At 52.5% G+C, this 17,271-nt stretch carries 14 protein-coding genes; 12 read left to right on the plus strand and 2 right to left on the minus strand.

Features of this window, described 5'->3' with window-relative positions; genetic code table 11:
* The first annotated feature begins 21 nt into the window (after positions 1 to 21).
* From argC to argH, 7 genes are all read left to right on the plus strand, one after another.
* On the plus strand, positions 22 to 1,071 hold the full coding sequence (argC, locus tag M3194_RS12175; RefSeq protein ID WP_251654138.1) for an N-acetyl-gamma-glutamyl-phosphate reductase: 1,050 nt from the start codon (positions 22 to 24) through the stop codon (positions 1,069 to 1,071).
* Between the two features lie 82 nt (positions 1,072 to 1,153).
* On the plus strand, positions 1,154 to 2,395 hold the full coding sequence (argJ, locus tag M3194_RS12180; RefSeq protein WP_251654140.1) for a bifunctional glutamate N-acetyltransferase/amino-acid acetyltransferase ArgJ: 1,242 nt from the start codon (positions 1,154 to 1,156) through the stop codon (positions 2,393 to 2,395).
* 27 nt (positions 2,396 to 2,422) lie between these two features.
* Complete coding sequence (argB, locus tag M3194_RS12185; protein WP_251654142.1) at positions 2,423 to 3,211, plus strand: acetylglutamate kinase; 789 nt, start codon at positions 2,423 to 2,425, stop codon at positions 3,209 to 3,211.
* Between the two features lie 19 nt (positions 3,212 to 3,230).
* Complete coding sequence (locus M3194_RS12190; protein WP_251654144.1) at positions 3,231 to 4,430, plus strand: acetylornithine transaminase; 1,200 nt, start codon at positions 3,231 to 3,233, stop codon at positions 4,428 to 4,430.
* A 110-nt stretch (positions 4,431 to 4,540) separates the two neighbouring features.
* On the plus strand, positions 4,541 to 5,497 hold the full coding sequence (argF, locus tag M3194_RS12195; protein WP_251654146.1) for an ornithine carbamoyltransferase: 957 nt from the start codon (positions 4,541 to 4,543) through the stop codon (positions 5,495 to 5,497).
* Between the two features lie 52 nt (positions 5,498 to 5,549).
* The gene (locus M3194_RS12200) at positions 5,550 to 6,785 is read left to right on the plus strand and encodes an argininosuccinate synthase (protein ID WP_251654148.1); all 1,236 of its coding nucleotides are present in this window, start codon (positions 5,550 to 5,552) and stop codon (positions 6,783 to 6,785) included.
* A gap of 81 nt (positions 6,786 to 6,866) precedes the next feature.
* Positions 6,867 to 8,282, plus strand: coding sequence for an argininosuccinate lyase (gene argH / locus M3194_RS12205; protein WP_251654150.1), 1,416 nt, complete (start codon positions 6,867 to 6,869; stop codon positions 8,280 to 8,282).
* Positions 8,283 to 8,589: 307 nt separating this feature from the next.
* Here argH and M3194_RS12210 read toward each other — a convergent pair whose 3' ends face one another.
* A complete protein-coding gene (locus tag M3194_RS12210; protein WP_311290571.1) occupies positions 8,590 to 9,057 on the minus strand; it encodes a hypothetical protein in 468 nt (155 codons plus the stop codon).
* 412 nt (positions 9,058 to 9,469) lie between these two features.
* Positions 9,470 to 10,900, minus strand: coding sequence for a VanW family protein (locus M3194_RS12215; protein WP_251654151.1), 1,431 nt, complete (start codon positions 10,898 to 10,900; stop codon positions 9,470 to 9,472).
* A 372-nt stretch (positions 10,901 to 11,272) separates the two neighbouring features.
* On the opposite strand from M3194_RS12215, the gene ftsE reads away from it, so the two are divergent.
* The 5 genes from ftsE to M3194_RS12240 all read left to right on the plus strand — a co-directional run bounded on the left by ftsE (position 11,273) and on the right by M3194_RS12240 (position 17,060).
* Positions 11,273 to 11,959 carry a cell division ATP-binding protein FtsE gene (gene ftsE, locus M3194_RS12220; RefSeq protein WP_251654260.1) on the plus strand — a complete coding sequence of 229 codons (687 nt, stop codon included), beginning with the start codon at positions 11,273 to 11,275 and terminating at the stop codon, positions 11,957 to 11,959.
* A complete protein-coding gene (ftsX, locus tag M3194_RS12225; RefSeq protein WP_251654160.1) occupies positions 11,949 to 12,866 on the plus strand; it encodes a permease-like cell division protein FtsX in 918 nt (305 codons plus the stop codon). Before ftsE ends, ftsX begins: the two co-directional genes overlap by 11 nt.
* 12 nt (positions 12,867 to 12,878) lie before the next feature.
* The gene (locus M3194_RS12230; RefSeq protein WP_251654162.1) at positions 12,879 to 14,051 is read left to right on the plus strand and encodes a murein hydrolase activator EnvC family protein; all 1,173 of its coding nucleotides are present in this window, start codon (positions 12,879 to 12,881) and stop codon (positions 14,049 to 14,051) included.
* Between the two features lie 155 nt (positions 14,052 to 14,206).
* On the plus strand, positions 14,207 to 15,664 hold the full coding sequence (locus M3194_RS12235) for a S41 family peptidase (protein WP_251654261.1): 1,458 nt from the start codon (positions 14,207 to 14,209) through the stop codon (positions 15,662 to 15,664).
* 73 nt (positions 15,665 to 15,737) lie between these two features.
* A complete protein-coding gene (locus M3194_RS12240) occupies positions 15,738 to 17,060 on the plus strand; it encodes a PDZ domain-containing protein (RefSeq protein WP_251654262.1) in 1,323 nt (440 codons plus the stop codon).
* Positions 17,061 to 17,271: the final 211 nt, after the last annotated feature.

Consider the following 17,271-nt stretch of genomic DNA (forward strand, 5'->3'; position numbering starts at 1 on the left):
TATCTAAGGGAGAGAACGTGTATGAGCGAGAAACTTAAGGTAGCAATAATCGGCTCTACCGGCTACGGCGGTATTGAGCTTATTCGTTTGTTGGCCAGCCACCCGCTGGTGGAGATTTCGTCGGTTATTTCCTCATCCAGCGCGGGAATGCCGATTGCGGAATGGTTCCCGCATTTGACGGATATTCAGACGGCTTTGCTTGATGATGTGGATCCGCAGACGATTAAAGCGAAGGCCGACGTGGTCTTCACGGCAACTCCGGCCGGAGTAGCGGCAAAGCTCGCTCCGCAGCTGCTGGATGCGGGTCTGAAGGTCATCGACTTGTCCGGCGACTTCCGTCTGCAGGATACGGCTTTATACGAGAAGTGGTATAAAAAAACGCCGGCGGATGAGCAGTACCTGAAGCAGGCTCTATACGCTCTTCCCGAGATTAACGGTGACAAGGTACAGGACGCTTCGTTTATTTCGAACCCGGGCTGTTTCGTCACGTCCGCGCTGCTGGGACTTGTTCCTGCCGTGAAAGCGGGCTGGATTGATCCGTCGACGATTATTATTGACTCGAAATCGGGCGTATCCGGCGCTGGCCGCGGCGCCAGCCTCGGAACTCACTACTCCGAACTGAACGAGAACTTCAAAGCCTACAAGGTAAATCAGCATCAGCATGTTCCGGAGATCGAGATGGTGCTCTCGGAAGCAGCAGGCCAGGAGGTTGTGACAACGTTCACGCCGCATCTAGTGCCGATGACAAGAGGCATTCTGTCTACGATGTACGCCACGGTAAAAGGCGAGCATAACGCGGCTGATTTTATTGAACTCTATAAGCAATTCTATGAAGGCCGCCAATTCGTCCGCATCCGCAAGGAAGGCGTTCTGCCGCAGACGAAGGAAGTATGGGGCTCCAACTATTGCGATATTGCTTTTAATTATGATACAAGAACGGGCCGCATTACGATTATTTCGGTCATCGATAACCTGGTCAAAGGCGCGTCGGGGCAAGCGATTCAGAACTTAAACCTGATGATGGGCTGGAATGAGGGTCTTGGTCTGCAGTTCGTGCCGGTATATCCGTAATATTGATATAGGAAATACTTATTCATTTTCATATGGAGCAATCAGCCATTATACGTACAGGGTGAAGGAGATACGAGGAGAAATGGGACAGGTGCAAGCTAGAGCGCTGTATTCGGTCGTCTCGGACGGATCGATTACGACTCCTAAAGGATTTAGAGCCGGTGGTCTCCACTGCGGCTTGAAGAAGACAACCCGCCATGATCTTGGCGCAATCGTATGCGAGGTGCCGGCTGCTGCTGCCGGTGTTTACACAACTAACGTGTTCCAGGCGGCACCGATCAAGGTAACACGCGAAAGCATTGAATCGGACGGCTTGCTTCGTGCGGTAATCGTAAACAGCGGTAATGCCAATGCCGTAACGGGCAAGCAAGGCGAAGAGGATGCTTATGAGATGCGTTCGCGTTTTGCCGAGTCGATTGGCGTGTCCGCGGATCAGGTTGCGGTCGCTTCGACTGGCGTCATCGGCGAGAATCTGAAGATGGATAAGGTGCGTGCGGGTATCGATGCGCTTCCAGCGAAGCTGGAGACGGACCGCGATGCGGCGGACGGCTTCTGCCAGGCGATCCTGACAACCGACCTTGTGCAAAAGATGGCATGCGTTTCGGTTGAGATTGACGGCCAAACCGTACATATTGCCGGTGCAGCCAAAGGCTCCGGCATGATTCATCCGAACATGGCTACCATGCTTGGTTTTGTAACAACAGATGCGGCAATCGGCAGCGATGCGCTGCAGACGGTGCTTCGCGAGGCAACTAACTATACGTTTAATATGATTACGGTTGACGGTGACACAAGCACGAACGACATGCTCGTTGCCATGGCAAGCGGCCTTGCGGGCAACAGCGAGCTGACTCCGGGGCATGAAGGCTGGGCAGCCTTCTCGGCAGGACTTCGCCATGTATGCGAAGTGCTGGCGAAAGCGATCGCCCGTGACGGCGAAGGCGCAACAAAACTGGTTGAAGTGCAAGTTCACGGTGCAGTAAGCGACGAGGCGGCTAACGCAATCGCGAAGACCGTTATTGGTTCTTCCCTTGTGAAATCGGCGGTATTTGGCGCGGATGCGAACTGGGGCCGGATCATTGCGGCAGTAGGCCGCGCTGGCCAGCCGGTTAACCCGGATACCGTAGACGTTCGAATCGGCGATATCGTGACGCTGGAACAGTCCCGTCCCGTTGCTTTTGACGAAGACGCAGCGCTTGAGTACCTGAAGGGCGATACGGTTGTGATCCGCGTCGACCTGCATATGGACAATGGCACGGCAACCGCATGGGGCTGTGACCTCACTTACGATTATGTCCGCATTAACGCGGCCTATCGTACGTAACGCTAGGGCAGAGGAGAACGTAATCACATGGCACAACGTTTTGTAATGAAATGCGGCGGCAGCACGCTGGCGGCGCTTCCCGATTCCTTCTTCGGCGAGCTGCGCGAGCTGCAGCAGTCCGGCGTTCATCCGGTTATTGTCCATGGCGGCGGGCCTGCGATCTCCGAGACCTTGACGAAGCTTGGAATTGAGACCGAATTCGTAAACGGACTCCGCAAGACAAATGACGCCGTGCTCGATGTAGTCGAGATGGTGCTTGCGGGCCGTATTAATAAAGAAATTGTTCGCAAAATCCAGACAAACGGCGCGAAATCACTTGGCTTGTCCGGCGTGGACGGTCTGCTGATTCAGGCAAAGCCGGTCGCAAACAGCGCGGAAATCGGATTTGTTGGCGATGTTACCGACGTGAATGCGGAAGTAATCGAAGGCGTTATGGCGATGGGCTATATGCCGGTAATCGCGCCTATCGGGATTGATGCTGGCGGTCAGCGCTACAACATTAATGCGGATACGGCAGCCGGTGCCGTTGCTTCCCATCTTGGCGTGGAGCAAATGATCGTGGTAACGGATGTTCCAGGCATTATGCGCACGATGGACGGCGAGAAGCGGGTGCTTCCTTCCGTGACGGTAGCGGAGATTGAAGAGATGATTGCGAGCGGCGAGATTTACGGCGGCATGATCCCGAAGGTACGCGCAGCCGTACAGTGTATTCAAGGGCGCGTGCGCGAGGTTGTTATTGTGAGCGGCGAAGAGCCTGGCGTACTTAGCCGGGCGGTGCGTGAAGGCGGCGTAGGAACAAGGATCGTACAGGAGTAGAGAAAGGCGGTTATAGTCGATGAGCGAGACGAAAGTAACGGCAGCACCTGAGCAGTCCTTGCTGCCAACGTATGCGAGATATCCGATTGCGCTAGTGAAGGGCGAAGGAAGCTGGCTGTGGGATGATAAAGGCAAGAAATACCTTGATTTCATGAGCGGAATTGCCGTCACGAACCTTGGTCATGCGCCAAAGCAAGTGAAAGAAGCTCTGATCAAGCAGCTTGATGAGCTGTGGCATGTCTCGAACCTGTTCCGGATTCCGAATCAGGAGGAAGCGGCGCAGCTCATTACGTCGAACAGCAGCGGCGATGCGGTCTTCTTCTGCAACTCCGGTGCGGAGGCAAACGAGGCGGCCATCAAGATGGCGCGCCGTTATCAGCAGAAAGTGCTGAACAACGGACGTTACGAAATTATTACGTTTGAATCCTCTTTCCACGGCCGTACGCTGGCAACCTTGACAGCAACCGGACAGGAGAAGGTGAAGGAAGGCTTTGCGCCTTTGCCGGAAGGGTTCAAATATATCCCTTACAACGATATTGAAGCTTTGAAGGCGGCTGTCTCCGATAAAACAGCGGCTGTGATGCTTGAGATGATTCAGGCGGAAGGCGGTATTTTCCCGGCGGATCAGGCGTTTGTACAGGATCTGGTGAAGTTGTGCGAAGAGAACGGCATTCTTGTCATCGTTGATGAGATCCAGACGGGCATGGGCCGTACGGGCAAACTGTTCGCTTATGAGCATTACGGAATTGAGCCGGATATTTTCACGCTGGCAAAAGGTCTCGGAAGCGGGTTCCCGGTTGGAGCGGCGGTTGCGAAGGATAAGCTTCGCGAAGCGTTTGGGCCAGGCAGCCACGGCTCTACCTTCGGCGGTACGCCAATTGCAACGGCAGCGGTGAAGGCGACAATCGAGACGATTGTTGGCGAACGTTTGCCGGAGCGCGCGGCGGAGATTGGCGAATACCTGATGGATGAGTTGAAGAAGCAGCTGGCAGGCAATCCGTTCGTGAAGGAAGTGCGCGGTCAAGGTCTGATCGTTGGCATTGAATGCGTGGAGCCGGTTGCCCAAGTACTGGCGGCAGCACAGGAGCAAGGTCTGCTCGTTATTTCCGCAGGACCTAATGTTGTGCGCCTTCTGCCTAACCTTCTGGTGACGAAGGAAGAGGTCGACCAGGCTGTAGCGATTTTGAAGCAATTGTTATCTAATGCGGTTAATGCTTAACGGCTTGAAATAAGAACTTGGATTCATTAGGTTTATGCTTTCGAAGTATGAATCATCACGATAGCCGACAACGGCTATTCTGGTGATCATTCATTTTAGGAGGTTTTACAATGGTAGATACAGTTAAGGAAGATTTGGCGGCCAGCTTAAAAGGCCGGGACTTTCTCATGCTGGTTGATTACACGCCGGAGGAGATCCGGTATCTGATCGACCTTGCAATCGATTTGAAGAAAAAGCAAAAAGCCGGTGAAGTGTACCAGCCGCTGAAGGGCAAGACGCTTGGCATGATTTTCGAAAAATCGTCCACCCGTACGCGTGTATCCTTTGAAGTGGGGATCTATCAGCTCGGCGGCCAAGGGCTGTTCCTGAGCGGCAACGATCTGCAGATCGGCCGCGGCGAGCCGATTCTGGATACGGCGCAAGTCCTGTCGCGTTACCTCGACGGAATCATGATCCGTACCTTTGCGCACCGTACCGTTGTAGAGCTGGCGCGCGGAGCGACGGTTCCGGTAATTAACGGCCTTACAGATCTGTCCCATCCATGCCAGGCGCTAGCCGATTACCAAACGATCCTTGAGCATAAAGGACGTCTGGAAGGGCTGAAGCTGGCTTACATCGGCGACGGAAACAACGTGGTTCACTCGCTCATGATGGGCGCAGCGAAGCTGGGCGTAGATATTTCCATCGCGACACCGGAAGGCTATGAGCCGGATCCGGATCTCGTGAAGCAATCGATCGAACACGCGAAGGAAACGGGCGCTCGCATTGAGCTCTGCCGTGATCCTAAGGAAGCGGTCGCTAATGCTGACGTAATCTACTCCGACGTATGGGCGAGCATGGGGCAGGAAGCGGAGCAGAAGGAACGCGAGCTTGCATTTGCGAACTATCAAGTAAACGAAGAGCTGGCGAAGTATGCGAAGAAGGATTACCTGTTCATGCACTGCCTGCCTGCTCACCGCGGCGAGGAAGTAAGCGAAGGGGTTATCGACGGCGCGAACTCGATTATTTTTGACCAGGCGGAGAACCGTCTTCACGCTCAAAAAGCGATTATGGCAGCAATCATGTAGCATGAGATCTTGGTCTCATTCTCAATAAATCAAAGGGGTGCTAGGAGAAATTATGGCGAAGGAAAAAATTGTACTGGCCTATTCCGGCGGTCTGGATACGTCCATCATCTTGAAATGGTTGAAAGAAACTTACGACGCGGAGATCATTGCTTTTACGGCGGATATCGGTCAAAAAGAAGAGCTTGACGGCCTCGAGGCGAAAGCTCTGGCAACCGGTGCATCCAAGGTCTACATCGACGATCTGCGCGCTGAGTTCGCAAGCGACTTTATCTTCCCGATGTTCCAAGCGGCAGCGCTGTATGAAGGCCAATACCTGCTTGGCACGTCGATCGCTCGTCCTCTGATTGCAAAACGCATGGTTGAGATCGCCCGCGCAGAAGGCGCTACTATGATCGCTCACGGCGCAACGGGCAAAGGCAACGACCAGGTTCGTTTCGAGCTAGGCGTAGCGGCTCTTGCTCCTGACATTAAAGTCATCGCTCCTTGGCGTGAAGAGCGCTTCCGGGAAGAGTTCCCGGGCCGCGCGGAAATGATCGCTTTTGCCGAGAAGCATGGCATTCCGGTAACGGCATCGGCTTCCAAGCCTTACTCGACGGACCGCAACCTGCTGCATATCAGCTTTGAGTCCGGCATGCTCGAGGATCCTTGGTTTGATCCAAGCGCAGAGTCGAATGAAGAAATGTACGTGCTGAGCGTATCCCCGGAGAGAGCGCCGGATCAAGCGGAATACGTAGAGCTTACTTTTGAAGCAGGCGACTGCATCGCTGTAAACGGCGAACAGCTGAGCCCGCTGCAAGTGATGGATAAATTGAACGAGCTGGGCGGCAAGCATGGCGTAGGCCGCGTGGACATGGTGGAAAACCGCTTCGTTGGCATGAAGAGCCGCGGCGTGTACGAGACGCCGGGCGGTACAATCCTGTTCACGGCGCACCGCAAAATGGAATCCCTGACCATGGACCGCGAAGTCATGAACCTTCGCGACTCCCTGATTTCGAAATATGCACAACTCGTATACAACGGCTTCTGGTTCGCGCCTGAGCGTATCGCGCTTCAAGCACTTGTATCCGAATCGCAAAAGAACGTAACGGGCGTTGTCCGCCTGAAGCTGTATAAAGGCAATGTGATCGGTGCCGGCGTGAAGAGCCCGGTGAGCTTGTACAACCCGGATATCGCTACAATGGAAGCGGATCCTTCCCAAGCGTACGACCAAGGCGATGCAACTGGCTTCATCCGTCTGAACGCACTTCGTCTGAAAGTATCTTCCGGCGTAGAACAAAGCAAGAAATAATATAACCGAATAATCATTCAGGCCGTTAAATGTCATTAACATCTAGCGGCCTTTATGACAATTCGGGAGGGAGTGTATCAAGTGAGCAAATTGTGGGGCGGACGGTTCACGAAGAAGACCGACCAATTGGTAGAGGAATATACAGCATCCATTATGTTCGATAAAGAGCTGGCCGAAGAGGACATCCAGGGCAGCCTGGCGCATGTCACGATGCTTGGCAAGCAAGGCATTCTGCCCGCGGACGACGTTGAGGCGATCAAGGACGGCCTGCACCGCGTGCTGCAGCGTATCAAACGCAATGATATCGAGTTCTCCATCTCCGATGAAGACATTCATATGAATATCGAAAAAACGCTGATCGACGATGTTGGTCCGGTAGGCGGCAAGCTGCATACGGGCCGCAGCCGTAACGACCAGGTGGCAACGGACATGCACTTGTACCTGCGCAAGCGCGTAGTCGAGTTCGTGGACATGCTGCACAAGCTGCAAACCGCGCTGATCCAACAGGCGAAAGCGAACATCGACACGATCGTGCCGGGCTACACGCATTTGCAGCGTGCGCAGCCGATTCTGTTCGCTCATCATCTGATGGCTTACGTGTCGATGTTTGGCCGCGACCTGGAGCGTCTGCAGGACAGCTACAAACGGATCAATATGCTACCGCTTGGCGCCGGCGCTTTGGCGGGAACAACCTTCCCGATCGACCGTCATTTCGTCGCAAGCCAGCTCAAGTTCGACCGCGTGTACGAGAACAGTCTGGATGCGGTAAGCGACCGCGACTTCATCCTCGAATTCTTGTCCCATGCTTCGATCATCATGATGCACTTGTCGCGTCTGAGCGAAGAGCTGATCCTGTGGTCGAGCACGGAGTTCCGTTTTGTTGAGCTGGATGACGCCTTCTGCACAGGCAGCAGTATTATGCCGCAGAAGAAGAACCCGGACGTTCCGGAGCTTGTGCGCGGTAAAACGGGCCGAGTCTACGGCAATCTTGTTGGTCTCCTGACGGTACTCAAATCTCTGCCGCTTGCTTACAACAAGGACATGCAGGAAGACAAGGAAGGCATGTTTGATACGGTGAAAACTATGCAAGGCGCGCTTCAGCTGTTCGCTCCGATGATCGCTACGATGAAGGTGAACAAAGAGCAGATGCGCCAAGCCGTTAACCAGGATTTCTCGAACGCAACCGACATCGCCGACTTCCTCGTCGGCAAAGGCCTGCCGTTCCGCCAAGCGCATGAAGTCATTGGCAAGACGGTATTGTACTGCATCGAGCAGAACAAATACCTGCTTGATCTGACTTTGGAAGAGTTCAAGCAGTTCTCGCCGCTGTTCGACGACCGCATCTACAACGTGCTTCAGCCGGAGCAGGTTGTGAATGCCCGCAACGTTTTCGGCGGTACGGCAAAAGTGCAGGTAGAGGCGGCAATCGACCGCGCCGAGCAGGTACTGGAGCAAACCGCTGCATGGGTTACGGAATACGCCGAGAAGAGCCGGTAATTCCATTCCTTACATTTTTCTTGAAAGGCTATCAACTCCGTCTCATGGCGGTGCTGATAGCCTTTTTATATGTCCCTCCATGCGTGAATGCTTCTCAAAAGACAGCTACAATGGATTTTCTCCACTAAAATTGAGCCAAAAGATTGGCAGCATAGTGCTACGTTGTATTCAATCCAGTAAAAATTACCTAAAGCGAGCTTTTTATCGTTCAAGCAGTTGATTTTACTGTATGAATTCCAATGTAGATCAAGTAACTAGCCGAAAGTGCCTAATTATGCTGTATAAAATCCAATGTAAAAATGGAGAGTTATAACAATGACTCCATGGCTTTCTCAGTTAGATCGTAACGCCGAATTTGGGTGCCTCGCTCGATAGGTTTAAGCATTCCTTTGAAAGAGAGGGATTGCAGCTTCTTACGGGCTGTCCGAAAATCAATTTGCAGGTGATCGCATACGTCTTTGGGACGAATTGACCTGCTAAGTTGATAGGCATATCGTAATATTTCTTTCTCAAGCAATAAAGCCGGATCAGGAAAAGGGGTACTGCGGATGAGACGCGGACTAATGACATGCAGAAGCAGCATCCTGCAGACCTCGGGTCGATTCTGTACATCATCAAAGGAAAAATGAATCGTCGTCCAGCCCAGCCCGGTTAAGAAGGTATCTCTATTCAACGAATAGCTGAATTTCTCGCGGTCCATATCCTTGATATGGCTTTGATAACCGTCACATTCAATGCCGAATTTACCGTATGGCGGCAAAAAAGCAAAGTCCAAAAACCGCGACTTGCGGTTCCAATCATAAACTTCATATTCTGGATGCAGATGCTCGAAACTGCCAAACAGCGGCCACCAAATATTTTGCAGGACAAGCTTTTCCGCATAATTATGCCCTCTAGCAAGCGTCCCTTTCTTTCACCGCTTCTTAATTCCAAATGCCGTGTTAGAAATTGTTGGTGAGCTTTTTCGAATTCAACCATGTTACCCCTCCTTAGAGCATAAAAAAACGTCCTCAGCCAAAAGGCTAAGGACGTTCTTCGTCTGCTGATAGTTTACCATATCATTTCCAGCAAATACAGACAGTCTACTGTTTTACGCGTACCTTGGATTTGCTCCAGGAAAACCAGGTTAAAGGGAGGTGGAATGGCGCTAAGCGCATAAGGCGTAAGGTAAGAATTTCTACTATGGGTCAAATTCCGTCCTCCACCACGCCGCCGGAGTTTTGCGCGCCGGCCGAGCCGCCGGAGCCTGGCGCAACGTGGACGATAGTTGGCTGCGCTCTGTACGTATCATGCGTTATTTTCTCGCGGGAGACCTCTTTGCCGTCTTTGATGAGAGTGCGGTACGTATCAACAACGTAGCCAAGGGAACCGTTTTGCACAACCACCTGTTGGCCGGCGTCCAGTGATTTATCCGTTACCTTCTGCACGGCGGGCTGAACGGTCCTCACGACGTTGGACTCAATCTCGTATCGGATATTTTCCGGCATCGTGCCAAACAGCTTCACCGTCAGCTGACGGTCCTCCACAACGGTGCGAATAATAAGCTTCTTGCCGGTCGAGTTGCGGAAGCGGAAGTCGATTGCGCCGGAAGCAAAGGTCGCATCGGTTCCTTTTGGCAGATAAGCGACCGGAAGAGAGTGATTGCGCCGCTCTACGATATCAATGCCCGCCGTGCGCAGAATGGCGTTATACAAGGTGCTGGACACTTGGCAAATGCCGCCCCCGATACCCGGTACAAGCTTGCCGTTTGAGATAACGGGCGCTTCCTTGTAGCCGTACTCCTCTTCCGTTTTCTTGACAACATCCCCGTACGAGAACACTTCTCCAGGATCAAGCACCCAGTCATTGAGCACCCTTGCCGTTGTGGTCACGTTATAAGCGCGGCCTTCGGCACTCGTAGTGAAGCTGGTCGTGAACTCCATGATTTTACGGTCAATGCCTTCATCCTTCAGCTTCTCGAGCGTAATTTCCGGATGGACGGTCTTGACGGCGATCTGAGCAGTCAGAGCTTGCTCGGGCTGCCCGCCCAGCTGGCTGTCTGGCACGATGATCCACGAGGCTACTTTTTCTTTCACGGGCTCGACATCCATGCGGTAAGCATCGGTGTGTGGCGTATAGACAACCTCGTCATTGCTTGTGATTTTGCGCGTGGCATTCACGGGCTCATTCGAGTCGATCCAATCCCATTCCGCGCGGACCAGCTTATCGAAGATTGCGGGATCGTAGCTTTGCTTCAGTCCATAGGTAGTCTGAAAATGATAACGGAACTTCGAGCGGGTCCACACATTGCCCGTGCGCAGCTTCTTGATCTCTTCCCGTACTCCAATAAACTCCGCGTTATAGCCAACCTCGGAAGCCTTCCACTGCTTGCTGCCCTCTGCCTTCGCCTCGGCATTACCTTCGACGGTGATGGTCCGGTTCTCCAGCATCTGCTCATATTGATCCAGCTTTTTCAGCGCATCATCAATGGGCAGGCCCCCGAGCTCTACCCCTCCGGCCGTGACTTGCTCGGGAACCGTGTCCTGCCCGGAGTAATAGGACAGGGCGCCGTAGCCGACAGATGCGACCAAGAGCAGCGCAAAAATAATAATGATCGACAGGTGCAGTTTTTTCCACATGGTATAGACCACCCTTTCCGTTCAAAAATGACAGTGTTTCATGTATATGCAGGAGATAAGGGGTACTTGTCATTTACACTTTTTTCCTTCGTTTCGTCGTCAAACGACATAAGCGTTTTGTCGAAAATAAGGCGAAAACTCGAGGAAAATCCACCCTTCAAACGTTTATGAGAATTGTGAAAAATGAGGAAATAAGACCCAATGTGAAGGATTTCGTATATCCCTGTCGAAATAGTAAGGCCGAGGTGAAGTGGCTTCCGCCGTTTTGTGGTGGCGGGGAGCGTTTCATTCCGGAGAATTCCAAGCCCTGTTTATAAGACAGCCTCTCTTATGAATGACTTGGAATTTGATAAAAAACAGGATGTGATAATGTTGATAGAGATGCAAGACATATGGAAGACTTACACCGACGGTACTCACGCCCTGCGAGGCGTATCTGTCCGCATAGATCGCAACGAATTCGTATACCTCGTCGGCCCATCCGGCGCCGGCAAATCCACCTTCATGAAACTGATCTACCGTGAGGAAGTGCCAACGAAAGGCCAAATCTCCGTCAACGGATTTAATATCGGCAAGCTAAAACCACGCAAAATCCCGTACGTAAGACGCAACATCGGCGTTATATTCCAAGATTTCCGGCTCCTCCCGAAGCTGACGGTTTACGAAAATGTAGCCTTCGCCATGGAAGTTATCGAAGCTCCCCGCCGCCTGATTAAGAAGCGGACGATGGAAGTGCTCGATCTGGTCGGACTTAAACATAAGCATTCCAGCCTGCCTGCCCAGTTGTCGGGCGGCGAGCAGCAGCGTGTCGCCATTGCGCGCGCCATTGTGAACAATCCAACCGTTATCGTTGCGGATGAGCCGACCGGTAACCTGGATCCCGAGACTTCATGGGGCATTATGAATCTGCTCGAGGAGATTAATTTCCGCGGCGCAACGATCGTAATGGCTACGCACAACAAAGAGATCGTCAACACGATGCGCAAACGCGTCATCGCCATCGAGAACGGCAACATTGCCCGCGATGAAGCAAGAGGGGAGTACGGGTATGAAGCTTAGTACGCTGCTCCGCCATCTGCGCGAAGGCTTCAAGAACATCATCCGCAACGGATGGATGTCCTTCGCTTCGATCAGCTCGATCTTTTTCTCGCTATTCCTGCTCGGCGTATTCGTGCTTCTGGCGCTGAACATTGACAGCATGGCGTCCAACATTGAAAGCCAGGTTCAAATCCGCGTTTACTTGCAGACGGATATTGATCAGCAGAAAGCGAATCAGATCGAGAATCAGATCCGCAAGCTCTCCGATGTCAGCAAAGTCGAGTTTGTGTCCAAGGAAGAAGGACTTGAGCTTCTCCGCAAAAATCTCGGCAAAGACGGCGATGCGCTGCTAGACGGTTATGACAAGGACAGCAACCCGCTGCCGGATTCGTTCACCGTTGAGGTGTTTGATCCGCAGAATATCGGCGTAACGGCAAACCAAATTACCGCGCTGAACAACGCTGATGAGACCAAGCCGATTACGAGCGTCAAATACGGACAAGGCACGGTCGAGAAAATGTTCAAGATTACGAATGCCATCCGCAATATAGGTCTGATTGTCGTCATTGGTCTTGGAGTAACGGCGATGTTCCTGATCTCGACCACAATCAAGATGACGATCCTGGCAAGACGCCGCGAGATTGGCATTATGAAGCTGGTAGGGGCAACGAATTCCTTTATCCGCTGGCCATTCTTCGTTGAGGGTGCGCTAATCGGAATCGTGGCTTCGGGCATTACAACGGTAGTCGTTCTGATGGCTTACTCGGAGCTTGTGCGTCTAAATGAAGTTGAATTGGGACTGCTCATGATTAAGCTGATCCCAGTTGCGGATTTGGGATGGAAGATTGCAGCGCTGTTGATTGGCCTGGGCACCTTGATTGGGGTTTGGGGAAGCACGATTTCCGTACGCAAATATTTGAAAGTGTAGGTGACCGCGCAGGTGAAGGTAAAAAAACTAGTTATCGTCATAACGATGTTGACCGTATTTATGTTGCAGCCTGTTGGCGGAAATGCCGCCTCTTCCTTAGATAAAATCAATAAAGACTTAGCTGCGGCGAAGAAGCAGATTGAACAGGCACAGCAAATTGCCAGAAATGCCGATGCGAAGAAAGAAGATATTACAGGGAAAAAGGAAGACGCTCAGCAGGCAATCCTCAAATTAAACAACCAGTTGAATCAGGTTGTAGATAACATGAACTACGTGCAAGGCCAGGTGGATGCCAAGGAAGTAGACCTCCAGAAGGCCGGTAAAGAGCTGGACAAGGCGGAAGAGCAAGTGAAGGAGCGGGATGAGCTGCTCCAGTCCCGTCTGAAGCTTATGTACGAGAATGGCGTTGTCTCTTATCTGGATGTTCTGTTCAGCGCGACAAGCTTCTCCGATTTTATTGACCGATTCGATTCGCTGCAGTCTATTCTTAGTCAAGACCGTTCCATTCTTGAACAGCATAAGAAGGATAAAGTAATGGTCGCCGAGAAAAAAGCGAATGTCGAAACCGCGCTAGGAGAAGTAAAGACGATGTATACGAAGCTCCAGAAGTATAAATCGGAGCTGAATGATAAAGAGCAAGAAAAAGAAGTATTGATCGCAAACTACAACAAAGAGATTGAAGAACTAGAGGACATCAGCCAGGAGCAGGAGGATCAGCTGATTGCGCTGGCGAAGACGGTAGCCGATCTGAACAAGAAGAAAAATGCAATCAAGAATCCGTACTCCGGCGGCAAGCTCGGCATGCCGATCCGAGGTACATTCCGAATCAGCTCGAACTATGGCTACCGGATTCATCCGATTACTCATGTGAAGAAGCTACATACCGGCATTGACTTTGCGGCGAAGCAAGGGACGGCTATTTACGCGGCCGAGTCTGGCGTTGTCATTGTAGCCCAGGCATGGAGCGGTTACGGCAACGCGGTCATTATCGACCATGGCAACGGCTTATGGACGTTGTACGGTCATATCCGCAACGGCGGCATTAAAGTAGAGAAGGGTCAAAGCGTGAAGAAAGGCCAAAAAATAGCGGAGGTCGGCAGTACGGGGAACTCGACAGGTCCGCATCTTCACTTCGAAGTCCGGAAAAACGAAGTAACCGTTAATCCGGCGGGCTATTTGAAATAACAGCATTGGAAGGCATACCGAGGGATGCGGAATTGTTCCGTTATTTCACGCGTATGCCTTCTCCTGCATTAGGAAGAGCTGCAAATAAATATGGACAGCTTATCATATACTAATGAGGTTCACTTAAAAACTGGAATGGGTCAAATGATAAGGTGGTGTGGAACGTGTATTTTAAAGGAAGAACCGTATTTGTCCTTCTGCTGATGACGATGGTGGCTTCAGTGCTCGTAACGCTGACCATAGGAGATCAAGTCTTTTGGACGGCCGACGGGAAGCAGGCTTCCGTATCCGCTGCCGCCAGCGAAGGCAGCGGGCTGAGCAAGAAGGAAGAGTCCAAAATCAATGCGGTTCTGGGTTTGATTGAAACCAAATATTTTAAGGACATTGACCGGGATGAGCTGGTAGACGGAGCGGTCCGGGGCATGATGGAGTCGCTGGATGATCCTTATTCCGTTTATATGGAGAAGGACGTGGCCAAGCAGTTTTCCGAGTCGATAGAAGGATCGTTCTCCGGGATCGGGGCAGAGGTTACCCTTGAGAAGGGCAAGGTTGTTGTCGTCGCTCCTATCAAAGGCTCGCCTGCTGAACGCGCGGGTCTGCTTGCCAAGGATATCGTCCTATCCGTCAACGGAGATAAGCTAGATGGTCTTACGTTAAATGATGCGGTAGCCAAAATCCGCGGCCCTAAGGGGACCAAAGCGAAGCTTCGGATCGAGCGTGCGGGAAATACCCAGCCGATTGATCTGATCCTCGTTCGTGATGATATTGATGTGGAGACGGTGTATGCCAAGCTCCGCGAGGATGGCGTTGGCGTCATCGAGATCCGCCAGTTCTCCCTTAACACGGCTGACCGGTTCAAGGAAGAGCTCGCCAAGCTGGAGAAGCAAGGGATGAAGGGGCTTGTCATTGATGTGCGGAACGATCCGGGCGGCGTGCTGCCGGTTGTGGTCGAAATCGCCCAGCAGTTTATACCGAAGGGCGAGACGATTGTACAGGTAGAGGACCGTGACGGCGACCGCGACAAAACAACTTCGCAGGGCGGAGGCAAGACTTATCCGATTGCTGTCCTCATGAACAAAGGCAGCGCAAGCGCATCCGAGATTCTGGCTGGTGCGCTGCAGGAGCGGGCTAAAGCGGTTCTTGTCGGGGAGACCTCTTACGGCAAAGGAACCGTTCAGGTCAGTTACAATAAGACGCTTGGAGACGGGAGTCTGGTGAAGATGACGATTGCGAAATGGTTAACGCCGGACGGCAACTGGATTCACCAGAAGGGCATTAAGCCAACCGTCGAAGTATTGCCGCCTAAGCTGTACACCGTGGCCAGGCTGACGTTGAAGGAGACCCTGCGCAAGGATATGCTTGGAGAACAAGTGCGGAATGCGCAGGTGATGCTGACTGGCCTTGGATTTGCTCCAAAACGGGAGGACGGCTATTTCAGCGCTTCCACCGAGCAGTCCGTGAAGGACTTCCAAAGCAGTGCCGGCTTGCCGGTTAGCGGCGAGATTGATACGAAGACGGCAGCCGCCTTGGAGCAGGCAGTTGTGAAATGGATCAGGGACGAGAAGAACGATAAACAGCTGCTGGAAGCAATCCAGGCAGTGAGCAGGAAATAAAGCGGAACTGTCGAATTTATAAAAGGTTGGCTCTGAATGCTGGAGTCAGCCTTTTATTTTGATCAGGATGGGAGTGTGGCGATTGGATGCAGCCAATGCATTACTAGATCAGTTTGGCAAAGCGTTTGTACATTTGCTGGCGCAGCCTTTTTATTATATTGCGGTCTTATTTATTATCTTGCAGTACATGCGGCAGATTAGTCTGGAAAGACGGATGTTCGCCATGCGGTTACATATATGGCCGCGTCTGGTGGCAAAAGCCGTGTTGGCCGGACTTGCAGCGGGATTACTCGCTTCGGTTGCCGGAGCTTTTATCGGAATTAGCTTAAGCGGCGACGCCGTATTATGGTTGTGGGGCTCGGCGGTTGTATTGCTCCTGTTCCGGATCCGTTATCTGTGCTTCGCTTACGGCGCGGGAATACTGGCGCTTTTGCAGTGGATCGTTGGCTTTACCGCCCTTGAGAATAGCAGCGGATGGCTCGGAGATCTTGCCAGTTCGCTTGCCGGTCTTGATATGCCGGGGATTCTCGTTCTGGTAGCGCTGCTGCATTTGGTAGAAGCCTTTCTTGTCCGCAGGCAGGGGGATAAGCTCGCGACACCGCTGTTCCTGGAAGGCAAGCGCGGCAAGCTTGTTGGCGGCTACATGCTGCAAGGCTTCTGGCCGGTTCCGATGCTGCTGCTCGTGCCGGCGACCGGAGGAGCATCCGTCGTTGATTTGCCCTGGACGCCGCTGTTTGGGGGCGATTGGACGCAAGGATGGACGGTTGTGGCGCTGCCGATGATTATCGGCTTCAGCGAAATGACGCGCACCATGCTGCCGGAGGCCAAAGCCCGTCATGCCTCGAAAGGGCTGTTGTGGTACAGCCTGCTGCTGACCGGAGCGGCACTGCTCGCTTGGTGGCAGCCCGCGCTGCTGCCGATTGCAGCTCTATGCTCGCTGCTTATGCATGAAGCGATCATCTGGCGCAGCCGCGCGGTGGAAGCGACGCAAAGCCCGCTGTATGTGAATGACCAGCGCGGTCTGCGCATCCTTGGCATCGTACCGGGGACGCCGGCGGACGAGATGAAGCTTCGTTCCGGTGAGATTATTTCCAAAGTAAACGGAACGCGGGTCTATTCGAAAGAGGATCTTCACGAGGCGCTGCAGAGCAGCTCGGCAATGTATAAGCTGGAAGTGCTGAATAGAGACGGGGAAATCAAGTTCGTCCAGCGGGCGCGTTATGAAGGCGAGCATCATCAGCTAGGCGTGATTCTCTCGCCGGATGAGCAGGCGACCTATTACGCCTCGTCGGAGCCGGCAACGCTTCTGGATCTCTTGCGCCGGGCACGGACGGCCAAGCGACGCGGCGGAGTTTATGTCGAAGATGAAGACCGTTCGGGTTCCTTAAATGTTTAAATGAGGTTAGGGCTTTTCTTAAGCGGATGCTTAGGGAAAGCCTTTCGATTTTATGTTTGCAACAGCCGTTATAGACGTCTATAATATAGAGGGGAACACACATTCGGATAGGCTGTTTTCTTCGTATTTCACTGCGAAACGTTTGCTCCTCCTAAGGAAGGCGCAGCCGTTTACGCTTGTATATATTGAGTATAATGATTGATGAGTAAGG

This window comes from Paenibacillus glycanilyticus, assembly GCF_023715145.1.
GTDB classification, from domain to species: domain Bacteria; phylum Bacillota; class Bacilli; order Paenibacillales; family Paenibacillaceae; genus Pristimantibacillus; species Pristimantibacillus glycanilyticus_A.

Coding starts and splice junctions, on each gene's coding strand:
- argC (WP_251654138.1), top strand. CDS start 22: ATGAGCGAGAAACTTAAGGTAGCAATAATCGGCTCTACCGGCTACGGC.
- argJ (WP_251654140.1), top strand. CDS start 1,154: ATGGGACAGGTGCAAGCTAGAGCGCTGTATTCGGTCGTCTCGGACGGA.
- argB (WP_251654142.1), top strand. CDS start 2,423: ATGGCACAACGTTTTGTAATGAAATGCGGCGGCAGCACGCTGGCGGCG.
- M3194_RS12190 (WP_251654144.1), top strand. CDS start 3,231: ATGAGCGAGACGAAAGTAACGGCAGCACCTGAGCAGTCCTTGCTGCCA.
- argF (WP_251654146.1), top strand. CDS start 4,541: ATGGTAGATACAGTTAAGGAAGATTTGGCGGCCAGCTTAAAAGGCCGG.
- M3194_RS12200 (WP_251654148.1), top strand. CDS start 5,550: ATGGCGAAGGAAAAAATTGTACTGGCCTATTCCGGCGGTCTGGATACG.
- M3194_RS12215 (WP_251654151.1), bottom strand. CDS start 10,900: ATGTGGAAAAAACTGCACCTGTCGATCATTATTATTTTTGCGCTGCTC.
- ftsX (WP_251654160.1), top strand. CDS start 11,949: ATGAAGCTTAGTACGCTGCTCCGCCATCTGCGCGAAGGCTTCAAGAAC.